Raw genomic sequence first — 19,878 nt, 5'->3', positions numbered from 1 at the left:
ATTTCCTTTCTTTACCCCATTTATTTCAGTATAAAGTAAAGAAGTTTTTCCGCCAAACCATTCGCTTATCGAGAGATTCAGAATTTTTATTTGGACAAAAAAAGACAAGAATCAATTATCTGATCCTTGCCATTTTTTTGGTTATTCCTGTTCGCTATTTTGAAAAACCAATTGATCATTTAACAAACTAATCGTAACTTTTGACTTTGGTAATACTCGTCCAGAAACGATTTCTTTTGCTAACGGTGTTTCTAACTCTCTCGTGATAAAGCGTTTCAATGGGCGTGCACCATAGGCCGGTTCATAAGAATTTTCTGCGATCCAGCTTTTTGATTCATCGGTAATCTCCAATTGGATATCTTGATCTTCCAATCGGTGGGACAATTGGGCGATGATTTTTTCCACAATTCCTTTTACATCGTCCAAACTTAATGGTGTAAATAAAATTGTATCATCAATCCGGTTCAGAAATTCTGGCTTGAAGTGTCCTCGCAATAGACCCATCACTGAATCAGCAACATTTTCAGGAATCTTTCCTTCTTCTGTTACGCCATCTAGCAATAATTGTGAACCAATATTACTGGTCATAATCAACACAGTATTTTTAAAATCAACCACACGACCTTTAGAATCCGTCAAACGGCCATCATCTAATACTTGTAGTAACAGATTGAAAACATCTGGATGGGCTTTTTCGATTTCATCCAGCAAGACGATCGTGTAAGGATTGCGACGAACCGCTTCTGTTAGCTGTCCGCCTTCTTCATAGCCGATATAGCCTGGAGGCGCACCAACTAGACGAGAGACAGCATGTTTTTCCATGTATTCACTCATATCGATTCGAACCATATGTTCTTCTGAGTCAAACAGATTTTCTGCCAATGCTTTGGCTAATTCCGTTTTCCCGACACCAGTTGGTCCTAAGAACAAGAAAGAACCAAGGGGACGATTAGGATCCTGCAGGCCTGCACGTGACCGGATGACTGCATCTGACACGGCATCCACTGCTTCATCTTGCCCAATGACCCGTTGATGGAGGGTTTCGTTTAATTTTAATAGTTTTTCCCGTTCTCCTTCAACTAATTTCGTCACCGGAATACCTGTCAAACGGCCAACAACTGCCGCAATTTCATTTTCAGTCACAGATTCTTGAACCATTCGAACGCCTTCTGCTTTGCCTTTTTCTTCCAGCTCATGTAATTCCTTTTCTAATTGAGGAATCGTTCCATGTCGTAAAACAGCTGCTCGTTCTAAATCATAATTATTTTCTGCATCTTCTAACTCATGCTTTGCTTTATCAATTTCTTCTCGTTTATTAGAAATTGTGTTAACTTCTTCCTTTTCCGTTTCCCACTGCATTTTCATGGCATTTGCTTCTTCTCGAAGTTCCGCCAATTCTTGCCGTAAAATTGTTAAGCGTTTCTTAGAAGCATCATCGGATTCTTTTTTCAATGCAGCCTCTTCAATCTCCAACTGCATCAACCGACGTGTCACTTGATCTAATTCAGTAGGCATGGAGTTCATTTCCACGCGGATACTGGCACTAGCCTCATCCACTAAATCAATTGCCTTATCCGGCAAGAAACGATCTGTGATGTAACGATTAGACAAAGTTGCAGCTGCAACTAATGCGTTGTCGTGAATATTCACCCCATGATGGATTTCAAAGCGTTCTTTTAGTCCCCGTAAAATCGAAATCGTATCTTCAACAGTCGGTTCTTTCACGAGTACTTTTTGGAAACGTCGTTCAAGTGCTTTGTCCTTTTCCATGTATTGACGGTATTCATCCAATGTGGTCGCACCAATCGTATGCAATTCGCCACGAGCCAGCATGGGTTTCAATAAATTACCGGCATCCATACTGCCTTCTGTTTTTCCAGCACCAACGATGTTATGAATTTCATCGATAAACAGAATAATATGTCCTTCTGATTTTTTGACTTCTTTTAAAACTGCTTTTAAACGTTCTTCAAACTCCCCGCGGAATTTCGCTCCAGCAATTAGGGCTCCCATATCCAGGGAAAAAATCGTTTTATCCTTTAAATTTTCCGGGACATCTTTTCTTACGATTCGTTGTGCCAACCCTTCCACAATTGCGGTTTTTCCGACACCTGGCTCACCAATCAACACTGGATTATTTTTGGTTTTTCTGGATAAAATTCGTATGACGTCCCGAATTTCTTCATCTCGACCGATAATCGGATCCATCTTGCCATTTTTTACTTGTTGAACTAAGTCAACCCCATATTTTTCCAAGGCTTTGTATTGTTCTTCCTGATTTTGTGAAGTCACTCGGTCTCCACCTCGCATTTCTTCAATATTTCTACGTAATTCTTTTTCATTGATTCCATGATTAAGTAAATATTTTGTCAAAGGATGATTTTTTAAGCGCATCAAAGACAACAATACAATCTCTGTAGACAAGTAATCATCTTGAAAAGTTTCCCGCAAACGATCTGCTTCCGAAAGCAGATTGAAAAGGTTCTGACTCATGCTTTGTCCGTACTGCACGTTGCCGCCTTCAATTGTTGCCGCCTGATCCAATAATTCATCGACCTTGGCCTCAAAATCGTCAACCTCTACTCCAGCATCCGTATAAAAATTACGACCAAAATGATTTGGCTGTAAGAAAATTTTCCATAAATGAGCAATATCAATGTCTTGATGGTGACGAGTAATGGCAATTTGTTGTGCTTCTGCAATCGCTTCTTGCAGTGTGCTTGTCATTTTTTCTATATTCATAAAATTTCCTCCCATCTTTTGTATGAGCAACTTTCTCTCACAAAATAAATTATACACCTTTGGTCAAATATGGTCAAAATAATTGCTGTCTATGAACAAAAAAATTCCTTGGTTGAAAAACCAAAGAATTCACTCGCTTTCTGTACTATTCTCTTTTTTTATTTCTTTGATTTCCGTGCGGATCACTTTTCTTTTTTCTGCCAAAATATACACAAAACCAATCAAAAACGGCCAGATATAGGAGGCAAAGCGATAGAGCAGCATGGAAGAGACTGCATCAACCGTACCGACAAGCGGACGAAACAATAGCAGATAAACAAATTCGAAAGAACCGATACCTGCTGGTGAAGGAATGACTCCTGCTAAAATCACAGTAAAACTGATCAATGCAAAACTCAATAAAAAGTCTAATTCTGGATGACCATTAACTAACACAACATAAGGAATCAAATACCATGCAATCAGCTTTATCAGATTCCATAAATAGATTCGCAACATTGCCGTCCGATCCTTCAACACCCGATACATCGTTTCCCGCAAAGAATAGATCTGAACATTGCATTTATCCACGATTCCTCGTAATTTTTCTGATTTGAACAATCGGTGACTGATTTGAACAAATAGAACTTGAAGTCGCACACTTACTGACAAAATAATCAGAAAAGCAATAATGACAAAGGTTAAAATCATGCCGGCAAGAATAAAGGGAATCATTTTGGGCGCATGAGCATAAAAAAGTGAAAATTGAATAATCAGCCCCACAAGCGCATAGGTCAAAACAGCCGCTTTGTACATAATCATATGCAGTGCTGTGACTCCAATTCCTTGAGAAATATGAAGGTCTTTTTTTCGATAAAAATTAACCTCAGAAATCAAAGTTCCTGCGCCAAAGGTTATGAAACGATAAAAAGCAGAATAACTTGCGGTCCAAAGTCCATCTATCCCACGAAATCGCGGCTGGAAGACCGTCGCAATCTCTTTAATTGAATATCCTTCAAGCACTTGATACAGTGTTCCTAAAAAAAGTACGCCTAAAACAACGGCTAAACTGGTGTCTTTCAATTCGATAAAAATTTCAGTTAAAGAGCCCCGCAACAAATAATACATCACACCAAAGATGGCTACGAGTAAGGCAATATTGATAATCAACTTAATTTTTGAATTTGACTTCATGATCTACTCCTACAAAACGTATATTGCCAACGCGACATCCACCAAAATCCCAATAATAAAGCAAATGGTGAATTTTCGCTTTAAGGTTTTGTGATGAAAAATATGCTGCGCCAACAATCCGCCTAATCCGCCACCAACAACGCCCATAAATAACAAATTTGATTCCGGAATACGCCATTGTTGTTTTCTTGCTCGATGCTTATCGTAGCCCATTAGGAAAAAAACATAAAGATTGATCAAAATAAAATATAAGTAAAGTGGTGCCCGTAAAAATTCATTCATAGGTTCTTCGTTTCCTCCAATTCCTCATTACAGGATACCGTAAAATTTAAAGAGTTGCAAAGATTCTTTGAGTTAAAAAAGATGCTTTAAAAAAAAGAACCAAACGGCCCATTAAACTTTTTAGAAAGCCGGGCTCGTTTAGCTCTTTATTCATTCATTACTTTGCATTCAATTCAGCAATTTTCACGATGACATCTGTCGCTTTTTCCATCGATTGTAGACTGACAAATTCAAATCGTCCGTGCATATTTTCGCCACCAGCAAAAATATTTGGTGTTGGTGTACCCAATTGAGAAATTTTTGATCCATCGGTTCCACCACGAACAGGTTCAATGATTGGTTTAATTCCCAAATCAATCATGGCTTGTTTGGCGATTTCCACAATACTCATATCTTTTTCGATGATTTCCCGCATATTATAGTATTGATCATACATATGAATAGAAATTCGTTCTTGATCGAAAGCTTCATTCAGTTTCGTTTGAATTTCTAGTAATTTATTTTTCCGGGCTTCGAAGCTAGTACGATCGTGATCCCGAATAATATAGCTCATTTTTGCTTCTTCGGGTGTTCCTTCTAAAAACATCAGATGGTAAAAACCTTGGTATCCTTCCGTTTTTTCCGGTACCTCTTCTGCCGGCAGTAGATTTTGAAAATCAATAGCCAATTGCAGTGCATTGATCATCGTATTTTTTGCCGTTCCGGGATGAACATTTTTTCCTTGAATGGTGATTTCTGCTTGTGCAGCATTGAAGGTTTCAAATTGTAATTCACCAACTGGACCACCATCCATCGTATAGGCATAGTCTGCACCAAATTGCTCTACATCAAATTTATCTGCACCAACACCGATTTCTTCGTCTGGTCCAAAGGCAACTTTAATTGCCCCGTGCTTAATTTCAGGATTTTTAAGTAGAATTTCCATTGCGGTCATGATTTCTGCAATTCCAGATTTGTCATCAGAGCCCAATAAAGTCGTGCCGTCTGTCGTAATCAATGTTTCTCCACGATAGTTACGCAAATTAGGAAAATCTTGAACATTCAAAGTGAATTTTCCTTCTTCATCCAATTGGATCGTTGATTCACCATCGTAATTTTCAATGATTTGCGGATTCACATTTTTCGCATTAAAATCTGCTGTATCCATATGAGAAATGAAACCGATCGTTGGAACTTTTTTCTCTGTGTTGCTTGGCAAGGTTGCAATGACATAGCCATTTGCTTCATTGTAAACAACCTCTTGCAAACCTAGGTCTTCCAATTCTTTTTTCAACAATTGGGCAAAATCCACCTGTGTCTGTGTTGACGGTGTTTTACCGCTGGTTGCGTCAGAACGCGTTTCTGTTTTTACATATCGTAAAAAACGAGGTAATAAGTTTTCGTACATTTTTTTCTCTCCTATCGAAATTGGAAGGGATTCGTATTTGTCATCGATGGAATACATTCGATGGTCCATTGCTCCTCCGCTTTCCATTCATTCATTTTTTCTATAAATTTAGGAATACATACACGTTCAATATTATGCCCTGGATCAATGACCGTCAATCCCTTTGCTTGCATGTCGTGGGCAATATGATACGTAACATCACCAGTAATATACACATCGGCGTGTTTTTTCAGTGCATCTTCATAAAACTTTTCTCCACTGCCACCACAAATCGCAATTCGTTGAACCGTTTTATTTGGATCAGCGGTAATCAAGCGCAAGCCTTCTAATTCAAAAACATCTTTTACTCGTTCACACAATTCGTTGATCGTCAAAGGCTTCTCCAGCATCCCCATCCGACCGATTCCATAGGTCATTGGCAGATTGTTTAAAGGCAGGATATCAAAAGCCGGTTCCTCGTAAGGATGAACGGTATACATCGCCTGCAAAACAGCAGCTTCTTTTGTTTCAGGAAAAATAACTTCGATTCGTGTTTCCTGAACTTCCTCTTCCTGATTTGCCTGACCAATTGCCGGATGCGCCTCAGCAGTAGGAGTAAAACGTCCTGTACCAGTCATCGAATAACTGGTGTGATGATAATTGCCCTGTTTACCAGCGCCGGCATCACCAAGAGCTTGTCGCATTGCAGCCGCATTTTCTGTCGGCACATAGACCGCTAATTTCTTAAACGGAACTTGATGGGTCTGCTTCATAAAGCCCTCCACATCAATGGCTAACATTTCACAGAACCAATCATTCAAACCATCCCAAATGATATCCATATTGGTATGTGCTGCATAAACGGCAATATCATTTTTTACTAAATCAATATACATTTTTTGCTGAGGATCATCGGTGGTCAAGCGTTTCATTGGTCGAAAAATTGGTGGATGCTTGGCAATCAGCAGATCCACTTTTTTTTCGATGGCTTCTGCGACCACTTCTGGACGCACATCAAGGGTCATCATCACGCGTTGAACCGGTTTTTCCAAGGTTCCCAAATGCAAACCTACCGGATCTCTCGGTTCAGCCAGCCATAATGGGCAATACTCTTCAAATCGTTGGATAAAGGTCGTTCCCCAAACGCTCATTGCTCCAAAACCTCCTGAATCCATTGTAATTGCTGTGTAATTTCCTGAATCTTTTCTTTTGGTAATTCTTCTGCCTGCTTTAACTGAGTCAAGACCCGTTTTCTTTGCTGCATTTCTCGCTGCCATTTTTTTTGAAAGACACTGTTTTTTTCTTTAAGTAAAAAAGGACCAAAGAAAATTTCTTGTTCACTATAAGTTGGTTCTGCGGCTGCTTTTTCAGCCACGATTAATTCATAGATTTTTTGATGTTCTTCAATGATTTCCTCATGAATGATCTGGTACTTATTTTTCATCAGCCAATATCGTAACCCCGGTTCCCCAACATTCGGTTGTAAAGTCAGACGTTCCTTTCCAGAAAGCTGCTGGGAAATAAGACCATTTTCAAGAATCGAACGGATCAAAGTTCCTCCCATACCAGCGATAGTAATCGCCGTTATCTGATCTTCTGGCTGGATTGCAGCTAAACCATCCGCCAAACGGACGATGATTTTTTCTGACAGGCCATTTTTTAGTACTTGCTTATGTGCCGATTCATAAGGCCCTTTGACGACTTCTCCCGCCACAGCAAAAGAAATCTTATCTTTCAGCATCAGCGCCACCGGCAGATAGGCATGATCTGAGCCAATATCTGCTAAACGAGCTCCGAGAGGTACTGCTGCACCCACTCGCTGTAAGCGTAAGGATAGTGTTTGCTCGTTCATATAGACCTCCTTTATCTCTAGGTACTTCATTTCTATTAAACATTTTTATTATAACATTGAAAAGAAGAAAAAATCAGTCAACGATAAAAAAACTGAGGCTACCTTTTGGGCAATCCTCAGTTTTTCTGAATCTATTATTGACGAATGGTGACTTGCTCAATGGAATTTCCGGGAATCTGTGGTGGAATCGACATCGTCATGATTGGTATTCCTTGTAGCACGACGTCCACAGTGCTTCCCTTTTTCGCATCTGGCATTTTTTCTTCCGGTACGTGCAAAATAACTCCCTCTTGAAAATTCGGTAAAATAGTTTCCGGGTCACTGATGGCTTCCAGCTCTTTCAAAAAAATTCGAACCGTCTGATCCGCAGAATTTTCCTCGATTTCCTCAACGATTTTTCCAGTGAAATGGGTCTTCATCGTTTCTCCTTCTTGTGTGCTGGTAGTTGTTGATTGTGTTGTTTGTTGCGTTTCAGCAGTACTAGGCGCTGCTTGCTTTTGCTCAGTGCAGGCAGCTAATAAAAATAAAGTGCATAAAAGAAAAATAGGGGTCTTCATAACAGGCTCCTTTTCCTAGCCATTTCGGCGATTATTTCCCAACATGATGATTTCTTTTGTCAAATAGCGAATACGTTCCATGATTCGTTTGGCTTTCAGCGGCTCATCTGCATTTTTTGTGATGCTCAGGTGTTTTTCCAAGCCCTCCATTGTTAAGTTGGAGGTAAAAAAGGTTGGGAGTTGTTCTTGCATGCGATATTGCAAGATCACCCCAAAGACTTCATCCCTCGTCCAAGAGGTCATTGAATCTGCCCCAACATCATCTAAAATCAATACATTGGCTTTTTTGACTCGATCAAGTTTTTCGTTGACTGTATTATCGGCAATCGCACTTTTGATTTGTGAGGTAAAGGTCGGAAAATGAACCAACGTGGACGTGAAGCCCCGTTTGGCCAGCTCATTTGCCATTGCTCCCAACAAATACGTTTTACCAACACCAAAGTCTCCCGCTAAATATAGCCCCTTATGAAAGGTTTTCGGATTTTCTTCGTAACTGCGGATGAAGCGCATTGTCTCAAAAAGCGCCTCTTCCCGTTCCACCGTTTTATCGAAACTTTTCATCGTTGCATCCCGAATATCTTTAGGAATATCGATCGTACTGATGCGATTTTTGATTTCTTCTATTTTTCTCCGCTCAATCAAGGCTTGTGTCGGCACATAAGTCACATCAACAAAATGAAAATTCAGAGTCAACTGCGGCTCGTAACCGGGAGCAATCATTGTGGGATCGTTAACTTCAAATTTTCGTTTTTCTTGAACGAATTCATAAATTTTTGCGTAACTTTTTTCAATGTCTTCTGGGGTCAATTTATCCTTATGCTCGGATAAAAATGCGGTAACATCGGGATCTTTCAGGACAGAATCCATCATTTCGCTGTATTGCGAACGATAATTTCGTCGATTCAGCATTTTATCGATATTTTTTCCAACATCTTCCATTAGTTTTCACCTTCTCCATCATCGAAGTACTCTTTCATCATTCGATCAATCTCGGCTTTTCGTTTTGGATCGCTCGCCGTAGCTTTTGCAGACCAATCCGGCATTTCTTCCCGTTTTTTGACTGTTTGTCCTTGACGAGAATAAGCTGGGGTTGCTTTTTTCTGTAATTTATTTTTCGCAAGTTCCCGCACATGCTTGATAGCATCTTCTGGGGAACGAATGCCTTTTTCAGACCAATCCGTCGCAATTTGATTCGCCAACGCTGGAATCAGCGCACTTTTATTTTGAACAACCAACAAATAATTGATCAAAATATTAATCACACTATTTGGTAAAGGCGATTTTTGCACCAAATCCTGCACCAGCCATTCTTCATTTTTTGCAACAAAACTTTTTTTTGCTTGTTTGATAGCAGTTAAGTATTCCATTGGCGCTAATTCTTCACTTTGTTGAATCATCTCCAAGTCCTTGTCAGAATAGCCTTGTTGCTTCAATGTATTCATTCGACGAACTTGCGGCGTGCTTTCAGGATCAATGGGTGTAGCATTTTTGGCATAAATAATCTGAGCATCTTCAAGAACTGCCTTTTCTAGGGTCTTTTCATTTATCGACCCATCAGAAAGAGAAACCGCCTGCCCCAGTAATTCACTTAATTTTAGTTCATTATAGCCATATAAATCATGGTACAAGGTCAATTTTTGTTTTAATTCATTTGTAAATGCCTCTGAAGCAATAAATTTTTTTTCAGATAAATCCAACAAAAATGCCCAATCCAATTTGGAAGAATCAAGTTGCGGCAGATTTTCATTTGAAGTAGAAAATGTTCCAGATACATGATCCAAGGTGGTTTCCTGTCTTCCAAATTCGGCTTCCGTCCAAGAATAGACCTCTGTAAATTTCTGCGTTACTTCTTGATAGCCCTCCGTAGAAATCATTTTTGGGCGGAAACGACGGATAAGTTGTTGAAACTTCTGTTCTCCCACCTTGCTTAGCAATAAAAATGCCGTTAACTGTTCTCTGAAAAACGCTTGCGGATGTAAGGGCTCAAACAATTCATACAACAGCATCTTGCCAAATTCTGAATCGTCTTTTTGATAGCTTCGCAACAAACCAATACCTTCAAGTTGCTTTCTTGCTTGAAAAAAACGCGGTAGACCAACATCCATGCCATTCAGCAAATCTAAATGAGTCAATTCTTGTTCTTCCGTTGCATCCCCCAACAGACAAAAATACAAACTCATGGCATCGCCGCCGATGATTGGCTGGTATAAATAAACCAATGATTTTTCTCCGTCTTGTGTCAGCGGCAAGGCTTTTTTTGCTTGATAAATATTTTTCGGCTGAACTTCATACCAGGCACTTTCCAAAAAAAGTCCTCCTTTAATTACTCCTCTTTGTGGTCAGAAGCTTTCGCTTTTTCAACGATATCCTGTAACTCCTTAAGAAAAACAGACATATCTTTAAACTGACGGTAAACACTTGCAAAGCGAATATAGGCGATTTCGTCCACATCAACGAGATCCTCCATGACATATTCGCCAATCAAGTTAGTTGATACTTCATTAACGCCCAAACTCCGGACGCGATTTTCCACATGGTCGACGATTTCTTCCATTTGTTCCATTGCAACTGGACGTTTTTCCGCCGAACGGATCAATCCACGTAAAATTTTATCTCGGCTGAATTCTTCCCGTTCGCCATTTTTCTTAATCACTAAAAGGGGTGCTGCTTCAATTCGTTCAAAAGTCGTGAAACGGAACCCGCAGTTTTCACATTCTCTACGGCGGCGAATGGTTCGCCCTTCATCTGTTTGACGACTATCAATAACACGGGAGCTGTTATGGTGACATTTTGGACAACGCATGATTCCACCTCATTATTCTTTAAATTTTTAGCTAAAGTCTACAATTTATCGACTTATTTCTTGGTTAATTATAACATGAAATCCTTTCAACGGTGGGAGTTTGACTTGAAATTTCACAGAAATCAATCGATTTGATAGAATTTTTAGTTTTTACCAATTTTTTTGGACAGATTAAAAAAAATCTTACTAGTCAATGACTAATAAGATTTTCGATAAACTTAGAGTTTTTCCTCAATTCCGGTATAATGTTTCAAGCGTTCTTCTTCCAAACGATCTTTATTTTTCAAGTCTTCCTCTGTTGGGACAGCGTGTTCTTCCAGGTCACGACCCACTTGATCTTTGGTACCATCCTGAATGTTCGCTTGTTTTTCATCATGAAGATTTTCAAGTTCTTCAATTCTTTTTTTTCGCTGCTCAAGATTTTTTTCGGCATCTTCTTTTTGACTTTTTCCTTCTTCTGAAAGTTCTTCATTCTTTGTTAATTCGCCAAATTTTTCCTTTGCGCCGCCTACCAATTTATCTTTTTCATCTTTGATCGTTCCCATGCGTCCTTCCTCCTTTTGTTCCTATCTAAAGTGTAACAAAATTCAGTAAAATGAACAAAATTTTTGAACGAAACTGACGAAATGACTCAAATGAATTGATTTTGACTCAACCAATCCTCAACGATTTTTTTTGTTTGTTGTCGGGTTCCTTGATTATCAAATACGATATCTGCCCGATTTCTTTTTTCGTTGATAGGCATTTGACTGCGGATACGCTGCATGGCGCTCTCTTGAGAGAAGTTATCCCGTTCCATCAAACGCTGGACCTGCAAGGACTCGGGAAGATAAACAACAGCGACCTGATCCACATATTGATCGTAATGCCCTTCAAATAATAGCGGAATATCAGCGATAACTAAGGGTGCCTCCGCCTCCTGTAATTGCCGTAAAATTTCCGAGCGAATAAATGGATTTAATACCTGATTCAACAAGTTCAATTTTTCTTCCTCTTGAAAAACGATTCTTCCAAGTTTTTTACGATCCAAGGTTCCTTCTTCAGTAAGAATTTCCTTCCCAAAGGATCCGACGATTGCTGCTAAACCAGGACTATTAGGAACCACGACCTCCCGTGCAATTAGATCACCATCAATGATAGGAAAACCATGGGCGCGAAAAATATCAACTACCGTGCTTTTACCAGTGGCGATTCCACCGGTAACACCAAGAATTTTTTTCATTTCTACACCTTCAATTTCTGACAGGTTGGACAAATATGCGTACCCCGTTGAGCGACTTTTAACTTTACGATTGGGGTGCCACATCGAGGACAAGGCTTACCAGTTTGACCATAAACGTTTAATGAAAGCTGAAATTTCCCTGCTTCCCCTAGTGCGTTCAAGTAAGTTCGAATCGTTGTGCCCCCAGCAGCAACCGCTTTGGATAAAACTTCAATGATTGCTTGTCGCAACTTTTTTACTTCTTTATCCGTCAATGTATTTGCTGGCTGTTCAGGATGGATTTTAGCTTGCCACAAAGCTTCATCGACATAAATATTTCCCAAACCGGTAACCAATCGCTGATCCAAAAGTAATGGTTTGATCGCTTTATGGGATTTTTTTAGTTGTTCTGTAAAACCTGCCAACGTGAACGTTTCCGGTAAAGGTTCTGGTCCTAATCGTAGAATCCCTTTATAAGTTTCACTTTGATTTTTCCCCACCAGCGCCATACGTCCAAATTTACGAACATCATGATAGTGTAATTGTGTTCCGTCTGAAAAATGAAAAATCACATGGGTGTGCTTATCCACAATCGGATTCGATTCAAAAAATTCATACTTTCCTTCCATCCGTAAATGGGAAATCAAATCAAAATCTGTTAATTTAAAAATCAAATATTTGCCGCGACGCTGAATATCTTCAATCGTCTGCCCCTTTACTAGCTCTTGAAACGTGGGAACTTCCGGGGCTTCGATGATTTTGGTCCAACGAACGTCTACATTATCGATCCTTTTTCCTTTAACTAAATGAACTAAGCCTTTTCTAACTGTTTCTACTTCTGGTAATTCTGGCAACTTTCTTCACCTTCTATTTTGCATCGTACCAAGTGGTACCCCAACTGCTATCGGTAATCAGCGGAACACTCAACGCAACTGCTGACTCCATGACTTCCTTGACTAGCTGATCAAGAGTCTCCAACTCGGTCTCCGGTACTTCAAATACCAATTCATCGTGTACTTGCAACAGCATAACTGCTTCAAGTTTTTCTTTTTTCATTCGCTTATCTAATTCGATCATCGCAATTTTTAAAATATCGGCAGCACTGCCTTGGATTGGTGTATTAATGGCAGTCCGTTCAGCAAACGAGCGCAGATTAAAATTCCGAGCATTGATATCCGGCAAATATCGACGGCGATGATAAAGGGTTTCAACAAAGCCCTTGTCTTTTGCATCACGAACGATATCTTCCATGTATTGTTTCACACCAGGATATTTTTCAAAATACGTGTCAATGTATTGTTGCGCTTCTTTTCGAGAAATTCCCAGATTTTGTGAAAGTCCATAATCAGAAATTCCATAAACAATCCCAAAATTGACAGCTTTGGCTTGACGTCGCATATTTGGTGTCACGTCTTCGGCTTTTTCGATCCCAAAAACCCGCATCGCGGTACTGGCATGAATATCCTGTCCTTCAATAAACGCTTCTTTTAAATGAGTGTCATCGGAAATATGCGCCAATACCCGCAACTCGATTTGTGAATAATCGGAAGAATAAATCAACCAGTCTTTTTTCCGAGGGACAAACGCTTGGCGAATCTTCCGTCCTTCTTCTAAACGAATCGGGATATTTTGCAAATTAGGATCTACAGAACTTAATCGCCCCGTCTGAGTCAAAGTTTGCACATAGCGGGTATGAATTTTCTCGTCGCCTTGAATCACTTTCAGCAAGCCTTCCACATAGGTAGACTGGATTTTGGCGATTTGACGGTAATTTAAAATGTCCTCTACGATTGGTGCTTGTTCTCGCAATTGTTCCAGTACATCCACAGCTGTAGAATAGCCGGTTTTTGTTTTCTTGATAACTGGCAAGCCCATATTTTCAAAAAGAATCACGCCTAATTGTTTCGGCGAATTAATATTGAAGGTTGTTCCTGCTTCCTGATAGATTTTTTCTTCAATTTCCTGTAGACGACGAGAAAATTCACCTTTCATTGTATGCAGACGAGTAGCATCCACTTTGATTCCAGCAATTTCCATCTCTGCCAAAATTTTTGAAAGAGGCAATTCCATTTGATAGAACAACTCACTCTGATTTTTTTCTGTCAATTCCTGGTCTAATTTTTCACTCAACCAATGAATTGCTTTGACCTTCCGAGATAAATGGGCATAGAAAAGTTCTTCCTCTTCCGGTAGTCCTTTTTTTGCACCCTTTCCATAAACTGTGTCATCTGATTGAATATCGGTATAGTCATAATGGGCTGCTACACCAGCGATATCATTGTTATTGTCATTGGTATCTAAAAGATAGGCGGCCAACAAGACATCAAAAGTGATTCCTTGTGGACGGGTCACATAGCGCTTTAATGCCACATACGTCCGTTTTGCATCATAGACTTTCTTTTGATTTTCTGCCAGTAACCATTTTTTGAAAAAAGGATTTTCAAAAATTTCTTCGTTACTGGTGACATAAATTTGTTTTTTTGATCCCCAAGCAACACCAACGATATCTTCTAAATGGTAGTTTTCTCCCAACATTTCAACATAAAGTGCCATATCTTCAGCAAACATGTCCTCGGTAAATTGATCAACGACATTAAAATGAATATCTTCCATTTCATGCGTATCAACAACATTCAGCTTATCTAAGAAAGATTTAAAATTCATTTCCTTGAAAAAAGGAACCAACTTATCTAAATCTTTTCCGTGATATTCCAACGAATCAATCGAAACATCGACCGGGGCGTTGACATTAATGGTTGCCAAACGTTTTGACAAAAAGGCCTGCTCCTGATCATTGATCAGATTTTCTTTCATTTTGCTTTTTTTCAAGCTGTCGATATTTTCATAAACACCTTCAACTGATCCGTATTCCTTCAACAATTTAATCGCAGTTTTTTCACCGATTTTCGTCACTCCGGGGATATTATCTGCGGTATCACCGGCTAACCCCTTCATATCGATGATTTGTTTCGGTTCTAATCCATCATATTTTTCTGCGATATGTTCTGGTGTATAGTTTTCGATTTCACTGACACCTTTGACAGTAATGGCAACTTTGATATCGTTTGTTGCTAATTGGGTCAAATCCCGATCTCCTGATAAAATGACCACATCAAATTCATTCTTGTCTACTTGGGTTGCCAATGTGCCAATAATATCGTCTGCTTCATAATTTTCCAATTCATAATGCTGTACCCCTAATCCACTGATCAGTTCTCGAATATAAGGCATTTGTTCCCGAAATTCCCCTGGTGTTTTTGATCGTCCCGCTTTGTATTCCGGATAGATTTCGGTTCGAAAGGTTGTCTTGCCCGCATCAAATGCTACCAATACGTGTGTCGGTTTTTCTTTTGACATAACATTTTCAAACATTGTATTGAAGGCATAGATTGCATTTGTATGTAACCCATTGTTATTTGTAAAACGTTCCAATGAATTGTGCAAGGCAAAAAACGCGCGAAAAGCCACGCTGTTTCCATCTACTAATAAGAGTTTCTTTTTAGCCATTTTTGTTAGCTCCTCTTCTAAAAAAGTTCTTCTTTATTCTAACAAAGATATCCTTTGATTGCATTGTTTTGAGCTGATAATCCAAATTTCTGCGTGAAAAAAAAGAACAAAATCAAAGTCGATTTTGTCCTTTTGTCTGTTAAGTGTATTGAGGGTTAGTCGTTTCTTCCGAAAATACGGACCAACGCCAAAAACATGTTCATAAAATCAAGATATAGTTGCAACGCTACAAAGGCAGCAACACCAGTATTCTCGCCTTGTGTTTCACGGTAAAATCTGCGAATCATTTGATTGTCGTAGGCTGTTAATCCAGCAAAAATGATTACCGTCATGATTGACAGCAAGAAATCTGCACCAGCACTATGGAAAAAGAAACCATTCATCAAGGAAACCCCGATGATTCCCCAAACACCAATAATAGCCACGCGACCAACAACGCTTAAATCTTTTTTAATGAAGATTCCAATCAATGCAGCACCGGTAAACGTAACCGCTGCGGCAGCAAATGCTTGAACGATCGTTCCGACATTGTAGGTCATCAAAGTAATGGATAATGTGATTCCCATTAACAGAGAAAAAACAATGTAACCGGCAATCGTCAAGGAAGGATTCTTTTTCGCCTTTCTTCCTAAGACCACAACTAAAATCATTTGAATAATCCATAGACCCATAAAACCTAATGGAAAATTGTTGACAAAGTTCAACGTTTCATATTGAAACACGGTAGAACATAAATAAGAAGCAACACTGCTAAGACCAAGTCCCGCAGCAAAAAACAAATATACTTTCGAATAGAAGCGGTTCAACCCACTTGCTTCGGCAACTGAATGGTTCATATTATTCATTTTCTTCACTACTTTCTTGTAAAATTGGCGGCTGTACCATAACGACAGCATCTAATACCCGATTTTCTTCTGTATTCGTAGCTTCTACTGAAATCGTCACAACATCTTTCATTTTATCTACCTTGATAACTTCAAATTCAAAAGTTAAGGTTTCATAATGATAGACTGGTTCAATGAAATTCACGGAAAAGTTCACCACGTGAGAACCCGGACCAGGTAAATGTTTTGAGATTGCACTAGTGATGATACCCATCAACATAACAGATGGTACGATCGGACGTTGATACTCAGTATGAGAAGCAAAATCATGCTGTATATATAAAGGATTCGAATCATTCGTTAACCCTAAATATAAAAGCAACTGATTATCCTCTAGCGATTCTGTTAAGGATAACGAATCACCCTCCTCGATTTCTTCGATGGTCTTCCCAAGTTTTTTCGGTTTGTTTATCTGCAAAATGTCGTTCCTCCAACTACCATTTTTAATAATCTAATTCTATCAGAACCCGCCAAAAGTGCAAGTTTTTGCGATAGAAATTAAGGAATCAAAAGATATCCCTGATTTTTTTGTTTCAATACACGACCATTAGTGAAAAAATAAAAGGGCGGATTTTATAATGAACTTAGCCACTTAGCAAAATAAAAAAACGTCATCGTAAAATTTCATGTATTATTGAAGTTCCTACACAATCAATAAAGGATGAAATCACGATGACGCAAACTGAGAATACCACAGAATCACGCCAAGGAAAACACCTTAGTTACGAAGAACGCCTAAAAATTGAAGCATGGAAGCACTTGGATCAACCATTGTCTAATCGAGAAATCGCTAGACGCCTAGGCAGAGCCCCTCAAACCATCCATACAGAAGTCAAGGATGGGCGTGTACGTCAAATCCGGCGCCAAGTACAAAACGGAAAAACCTATGAGTACGAATCCTTCTGTTACTTCGCTAGTGCAGGCCAAGCCGCCTATGACAAAGCCCGAGTGAATTCTCGTAAACAGCCTAAGTGGGTGAATGCACCTGAGTTCATGGCTTACGCCGATCATCAAATGAAGAAAGAGAAGCGATCACCAGATGCCCTAGTTGGTCGTGCAAAGAAATTGAGGTTGTTCAATCATGAAAATATCCCTTGTACGACAACGCTTTACAACTATATCGACCTTTGTTTGATGGAAACAAGAAACATTGACTTGCATCTTAAAACTCGACGGAACACCAAGTCATCTCGCAATCGGAAGAATAGAACGATCCTTGGCGAGTTGATTGAAAAGCGCTCAGACATTGTCGATAAACGAGAACGCTTTGGTGACTGGGAAATTGACACGGTGAATGGGGTCCAAGGAAAAGGCAATCAAGCGCTACTGACACTGACGGAACGGAAAACGCGTTATGAAGTGATCATCAAGATTGATGGCAAGGCTTCTGATCCTGTCAATCAAGCATTAGCTACCATAAGAGCTGCGGCTGGCAAGAATTTTGAGTTACTTTTCAAAACAATTACTTCTGACAATGGGACAGAATTTTCCGGACTGTCTGAAGTACTCGAAGGTGTTACAGAAGTTTATTTTACACATCCGTATTCTTCTTGGGAGCGAGGTACCAACGAAAATCACAACGGCATCATCCGTCGCTTCATCCCTAAAGGAAGCCGGATATCCGACGTGTCCTTATCAACAATTCGTCGTGTGCAAGACTGGATGAATAATCTACCTCGAAGAATCTTGGGTTACGCAACACCTCGAGAATGTCTGTTGGAAGAAATGAAGAAGCTAGCACTAGGTGCTTGAGCTCCGTACAAGCTTGACAACGAGCCTCCTTGGGCATGGTGGAGGTTGGACGTTCTTTGGAATGAATCCAAATCTTTTGTCCAACTCTGCTAGGCGCAGCTACCATGCCCCAGCTCATTGTCAAGCCCGTACTAAATAGATAAATAATTAAATAACGAGTGAATTTCAATAACTGGCTAACTTGCACTTGAAATTTGCGGAAAAAATAAAAGAATTTAATTGTGGCAAATTTATCCAGACACCCCAATTTCAACAAATACAGCAAGACTTTTCGAAGGTTTCTTCCATAATAAATCAAAGGGGACTTTCGTTTCATTCGACGCCCCTCACTGGCCATAGCCAATGACGGTTGTAAAAAAACCACCTAGAAATTTTTCTAAGTGGTTTTTATCATTAAAAATTACAGAACATTCCGTGTCGTGTTGCTCAATAATTTTTCATAAGCATATTCAAATTTTTGAACGTCACCGGCACCCATAAAAATAACTACTGCATTTTCATAGTCAAGTAGGGGCGAAACATTTTCCTCTTTGATTACTTGTCCGCCTTTTTGGATTTTGTCTCCTAAATCTTCAATCTTGACATTGCCTTTCGTTTCCCGTGCAGAGCCAAAAATGTCACATAAATAAACATGGTCAGCTAAATCCAAGGCTTCTGCGAATTCATCCATTAAAGCAATCGTTCGTGTGAAGGTATGGGGTTGGAAAACGGCAATGATTTCTTTGTCTGGGTATTTTTGACGAGCACCGTCGATCGTTGCTTTAATTTCAGCAGGATGATGCGCATAATCGTCTACAATGGTCATATCAGCAACTTTTTTTTCACTGAACCGGCGCTTAACGCCTTGGAAAGAAAGCATTTCATCTGCAACCTCTTGCATATCAATTCCTTCCAAATAAGAGATACCAATTACACCTAGTGCATTGAAAATATTGTGTTGTCCAAAAGCCGGCAATTCAAAATGTCCGATAAATTCGTCTTGGATGTAAACATCAAACTCTGATCCTTTTGTTGTCCGTTGGATATTTCGCGCTTGAATGTCGTCGTTTTCATTAACTCCATAGTAATAAATAGGCACATCTGCTTCCAATTTCCGCAGATATGGATCATCACCAAAAGCGAAAATACCTTTTTTCACTTGGCTAGCCATCGTTTGAAATGCGGAGTATACATCCTCAATACTCTTGAAATAATCAGGATGATCAAAATCGATATTCGTCATAATTGCATAATCAGGTGCATAGGCTAAGAAATGCCGACGATATTCACAGGCTTCAAATGAGAAAAATTCTGCATTCGGTACACCGTGTCCAGTTCCATCACCAATCAAATAACTGGTTGGACGAACACCACTCAACACATGAGCCAACAAACCGGTAGTACTGGTTTTCCCGTGGGAACCGGTGACTGCGATACTGGTATAATCTTGAATGAAACGCCCGATGAAATCATGATAACGAATCACTTCAAGACCTAATTCTTTTGCCCGAACAATTTCTTCGTGGGTATCAGGAAAAGCATTTCCGGCAATCACAATCATGCCTTCTTGAATGTTATCTGCACTAAATGGTAGTAATTTGATATGATTTTTTTCTAAATCTCTTTGTGTAAAGAAATATTCTTCCACATCGGAGCCTTGTACGCGATAGCCTTTTTCAAAAAGGACCAATGCAAGAGAACTCATGCCTGAACCTTTGATTCCAACAAAATGATACAATTTATCGTTTTTCATTTATTCTATATCCTCTTTTCTCGATTT

General features: G+C 39.5%; 18 protein-coding genes. 1 reads left to right on the top strand and 17 read right to left on the bottom strand.

Annotation, left to right across the window (positions count from 1 at the left end; translation table 11 throughout):
• Nucleotides 1-141: 141 nt before the first annotated feature.
• The 16 genes from clpB to BN1875_RS12230 form a co-directional block, all read right to left on the bottom strand.
• Complete coding sequence (gene clpB, locus BN1875_RS12305) at nt 142-2,742, bottom strand: ATP-dependent chaperone ClpB (RefSeq protein WP_048605127.1); 2,601 nt, start codon at nt 2,740-2,742, stop codon at nt 142-144.
• Between the two features lie 129 nt (nt 2,743-2,871).
• Nucleotides 2,872-3,918 carry a lysylphosphatidylglycerol synthase transmembrane domain-containing protein gene (locus BN1875_RS12300; RefSeq protein WP_390622611.1) on the bottom strand — a complete coding sequence of 349 codons (1,047 nt, stop codon included), beginning with the start codon at nt 3,916-3,918 and terminating at the stop codon, nt 2,872-2,874.
• A 6-nt stretch (nt 3,919-3,924) separates the two neighbouring features.
• Nucleotides 3,925-4,197, bottom strand: a complete 273-nt coding sequence (locus BN1875_RS12295; protein WP_048605125.1) for a DUF1294 domain-containing protein — start codon at nt 4,195-4,197, stop codon at nt 3,925-3,927.
• A gap of 157 nt (nt 4,198-4,354) precedes the next feature.
• Nucleotides 4,355-5,584: a peptidase T gene (gene pepT, locus BN1875_RS12290; protein WP_048605124.1), complete on the bottom strand. Its 1,230-nt coding sequence runs from the start codon at nt 5,582-5,584 to the stop codon at nt 4,355-4,357.
• Between the two features lie 11 nt (nt 5,585-5,595).
• Nucleotides 5,596-6,714, bottom strand: a complete 1,119-nt coding sequence (locus BN1875_RS12285; RefSeq protein WP_048605123.1) for a Nif3-like dinuclear metal center hexameric protein — start codon at nt 6,712-6,714, stop codon at nt 5,596-5,598.
• A complete protein-coding gene (locus tag BN1875_RS12280; RefSeq protein ID WP_048605122.1) occupies nt 6,711-7,415 on the bottom strand; it encodes a tRNA (adenine(22)-N(1))-methyltransferase in 705 nt (234 codons plus the stop codon). Before BN1875_RS12280 ends, BN1875_RS12285 begins: the two co-directional genes overlap by 4 nt.
• A gap of 134 nt (nt 7,416-7,549) precedes the next feature.
• Nucleotides 7,550-7,972 carry a hypothetical protein gene (locus tag BN1875_RS12275; protein WP_048605121.1) on the bottom strand — a complete coding sequence of 141 codons (423 nt, stop codon included), beginning with the start codon at nt 7,970-7,972 and terminating at the stop codon, nt 7,550-7,552.
• A 15-nt stretch (nt 7,973-7,987) separates the two neighbouring features.
• Complete coding sequence (gene dnaI, locus BN1875_RS12270) at nt 7,988-8,911, bottom strand: primosomal protein DnaI (RefSeq protein ID WP_048605120.1); 924 nt, start codon at nt 8,909-8,911, stop codon at nt 7,988-7,990.
• Nucleotides 8,911-10,278 (bottom strand): replication initiation and membrane attachment family protein, encoded by a 1,368-nt coding sequence (locus tag BN1875_RS12265; protein ID WP_048605119.1) that lies wholly within the window; start codon nt 10,276-10,278, stop codon nt 8,911-8,913. Before BN1875_RS12265 ends, dnaI begins: the two co-directional genes overlap by 1 nt.
• 17 nt (nt 10,279-10,295) lie before the next feature.
• Nucleotides 10,296-10,775, bottom strand: coding sequence for a transcriptional regulator NrdR (gene nrdR / locus BN1875_RS12260; protein WP_048605118.1), 480 nt, complete (start codon nt 10,773-10,775; stop codon nt 10,296-10,298).
• Between the two features lie 218 nt (nt 10,776-10,993).
• Nucleotides 10,994-11,320 (bottom strand): hypothetical protein, encoded by a 327-nt coding sequence (locus BN1875_RS12255; RefSeq protein WP_048605117.1) that lies wholly within the window; start codon nt 11,318-11,320, stop codon nt 10,994-10,996.
• An 86-nt stretch (nt 11,321-11,406) separates the two neighbouring features.
• Nucleotides 11,407-11,997: a dephospho-CoA kinase gene (gene coaE, locus BN1875_RS12250; RefSeq protein WP_048605116.1), complete on the bottom strand. Its 591-nt coding sequence runs from the start codon at nt 11,995-11,997 to the stop codon at nt 11,407-11,409.
• 2 nt (nt 11,998-11,999) lie between these two features.
• Nucleotides 12,000-12,830 carry a DNA-formamidopyrimidine glycosylase gene (mutM, locus tag BN1875_RS12245; protein WP_048605115.1) on the bottom strand — a complete coding sequence of 277 codons (831 nt, stop codon included), beginning with the start codon at nt 12,828-12,830 and terminating at the stop codon, nt 12,000-12,002.
• Between the two features lie 13 nt (nt 12,831-12,843).
• On the bottom strand, nt 12,844-15,483 hold the full coding sequence (gene polA / locus BN1875_RS12240; protein ID WP_048605114.1) for a DNA polymerase I: 2,640 nt from the start codon (nt 15,481-15,483) through the stop codon (nt 12,844-12,846).
• Between the two features lie 155 nt (nt 15,484-15,638).
• Entirely contained in the window at nt 15,639-16,328 is a 690-nt protein-coding gene (locus tag BN1875_RS12235; protein ID WP_048605113.1) for a Bax inhibitor-1/YccA family protein, read from the bottom strand.
• Nucleotides 16,321-16,785: a MaoC family dehydratase gene (locus tag BN1875_RS12230; RefSeq protein WP_048605112.1), complete on the bottom strand. Its 465-nt coding sequence runs from the start codon at nt 16,783-16,785 to the stop codon at nt 16,321-16,323. Before BN1875_RS12230 ends, BN1875_RS12235 begins: the two co-directional genes overlap by 8 nt.
• A 254-nt stretch (nt 16,786-17,039) precedes the next feature.
• On the opposite strand from BN1875_RS12230, the gene BN1875_RS12225 reads away from it, so the two are divergent.
• A complete protein-coding gene (locus tag BN1875_RS12225; RefSeq protein ID WP_048605111.1) occupies nt 17,040-18,119 on the top strand; it encodes an IS30 family transposase in 1,080 nt (359 codons plus the stop codon).
• Nucleotides 18,120-18,519: 400 nt separating this feature from the next.
• Here the strand turns inward: BN1875_RS12225 and murC are convergent, their stop codons facing one another.
• A complete protein-coding gene (gene murC / locus BN1875_RS12220; RefSeq protein WP_048605110.1) occupies nt 18,520-19,851 on the bottom strand; it encodes a UDP-N-acetylmuramate--L-alanine ligase in 1,332 nt (443 codons plus the stop codon).
• Nucleotides 19,852-19,878: the final 27 nt, after the last annotated feature.

It is taken from the genome of Enterococcus massiliensis (assembly GCF_001050095.1).
Taxonomy (GTDB): Bacteria; Bacillota; Bacilli; order Lactobacillales; family Enterococcaceae; genus Enterococcus_C; species Enterococcus_C songbeiensis.
This window is presented reverse-complemented; position numbering and strand designations above follow the sequence as displayed.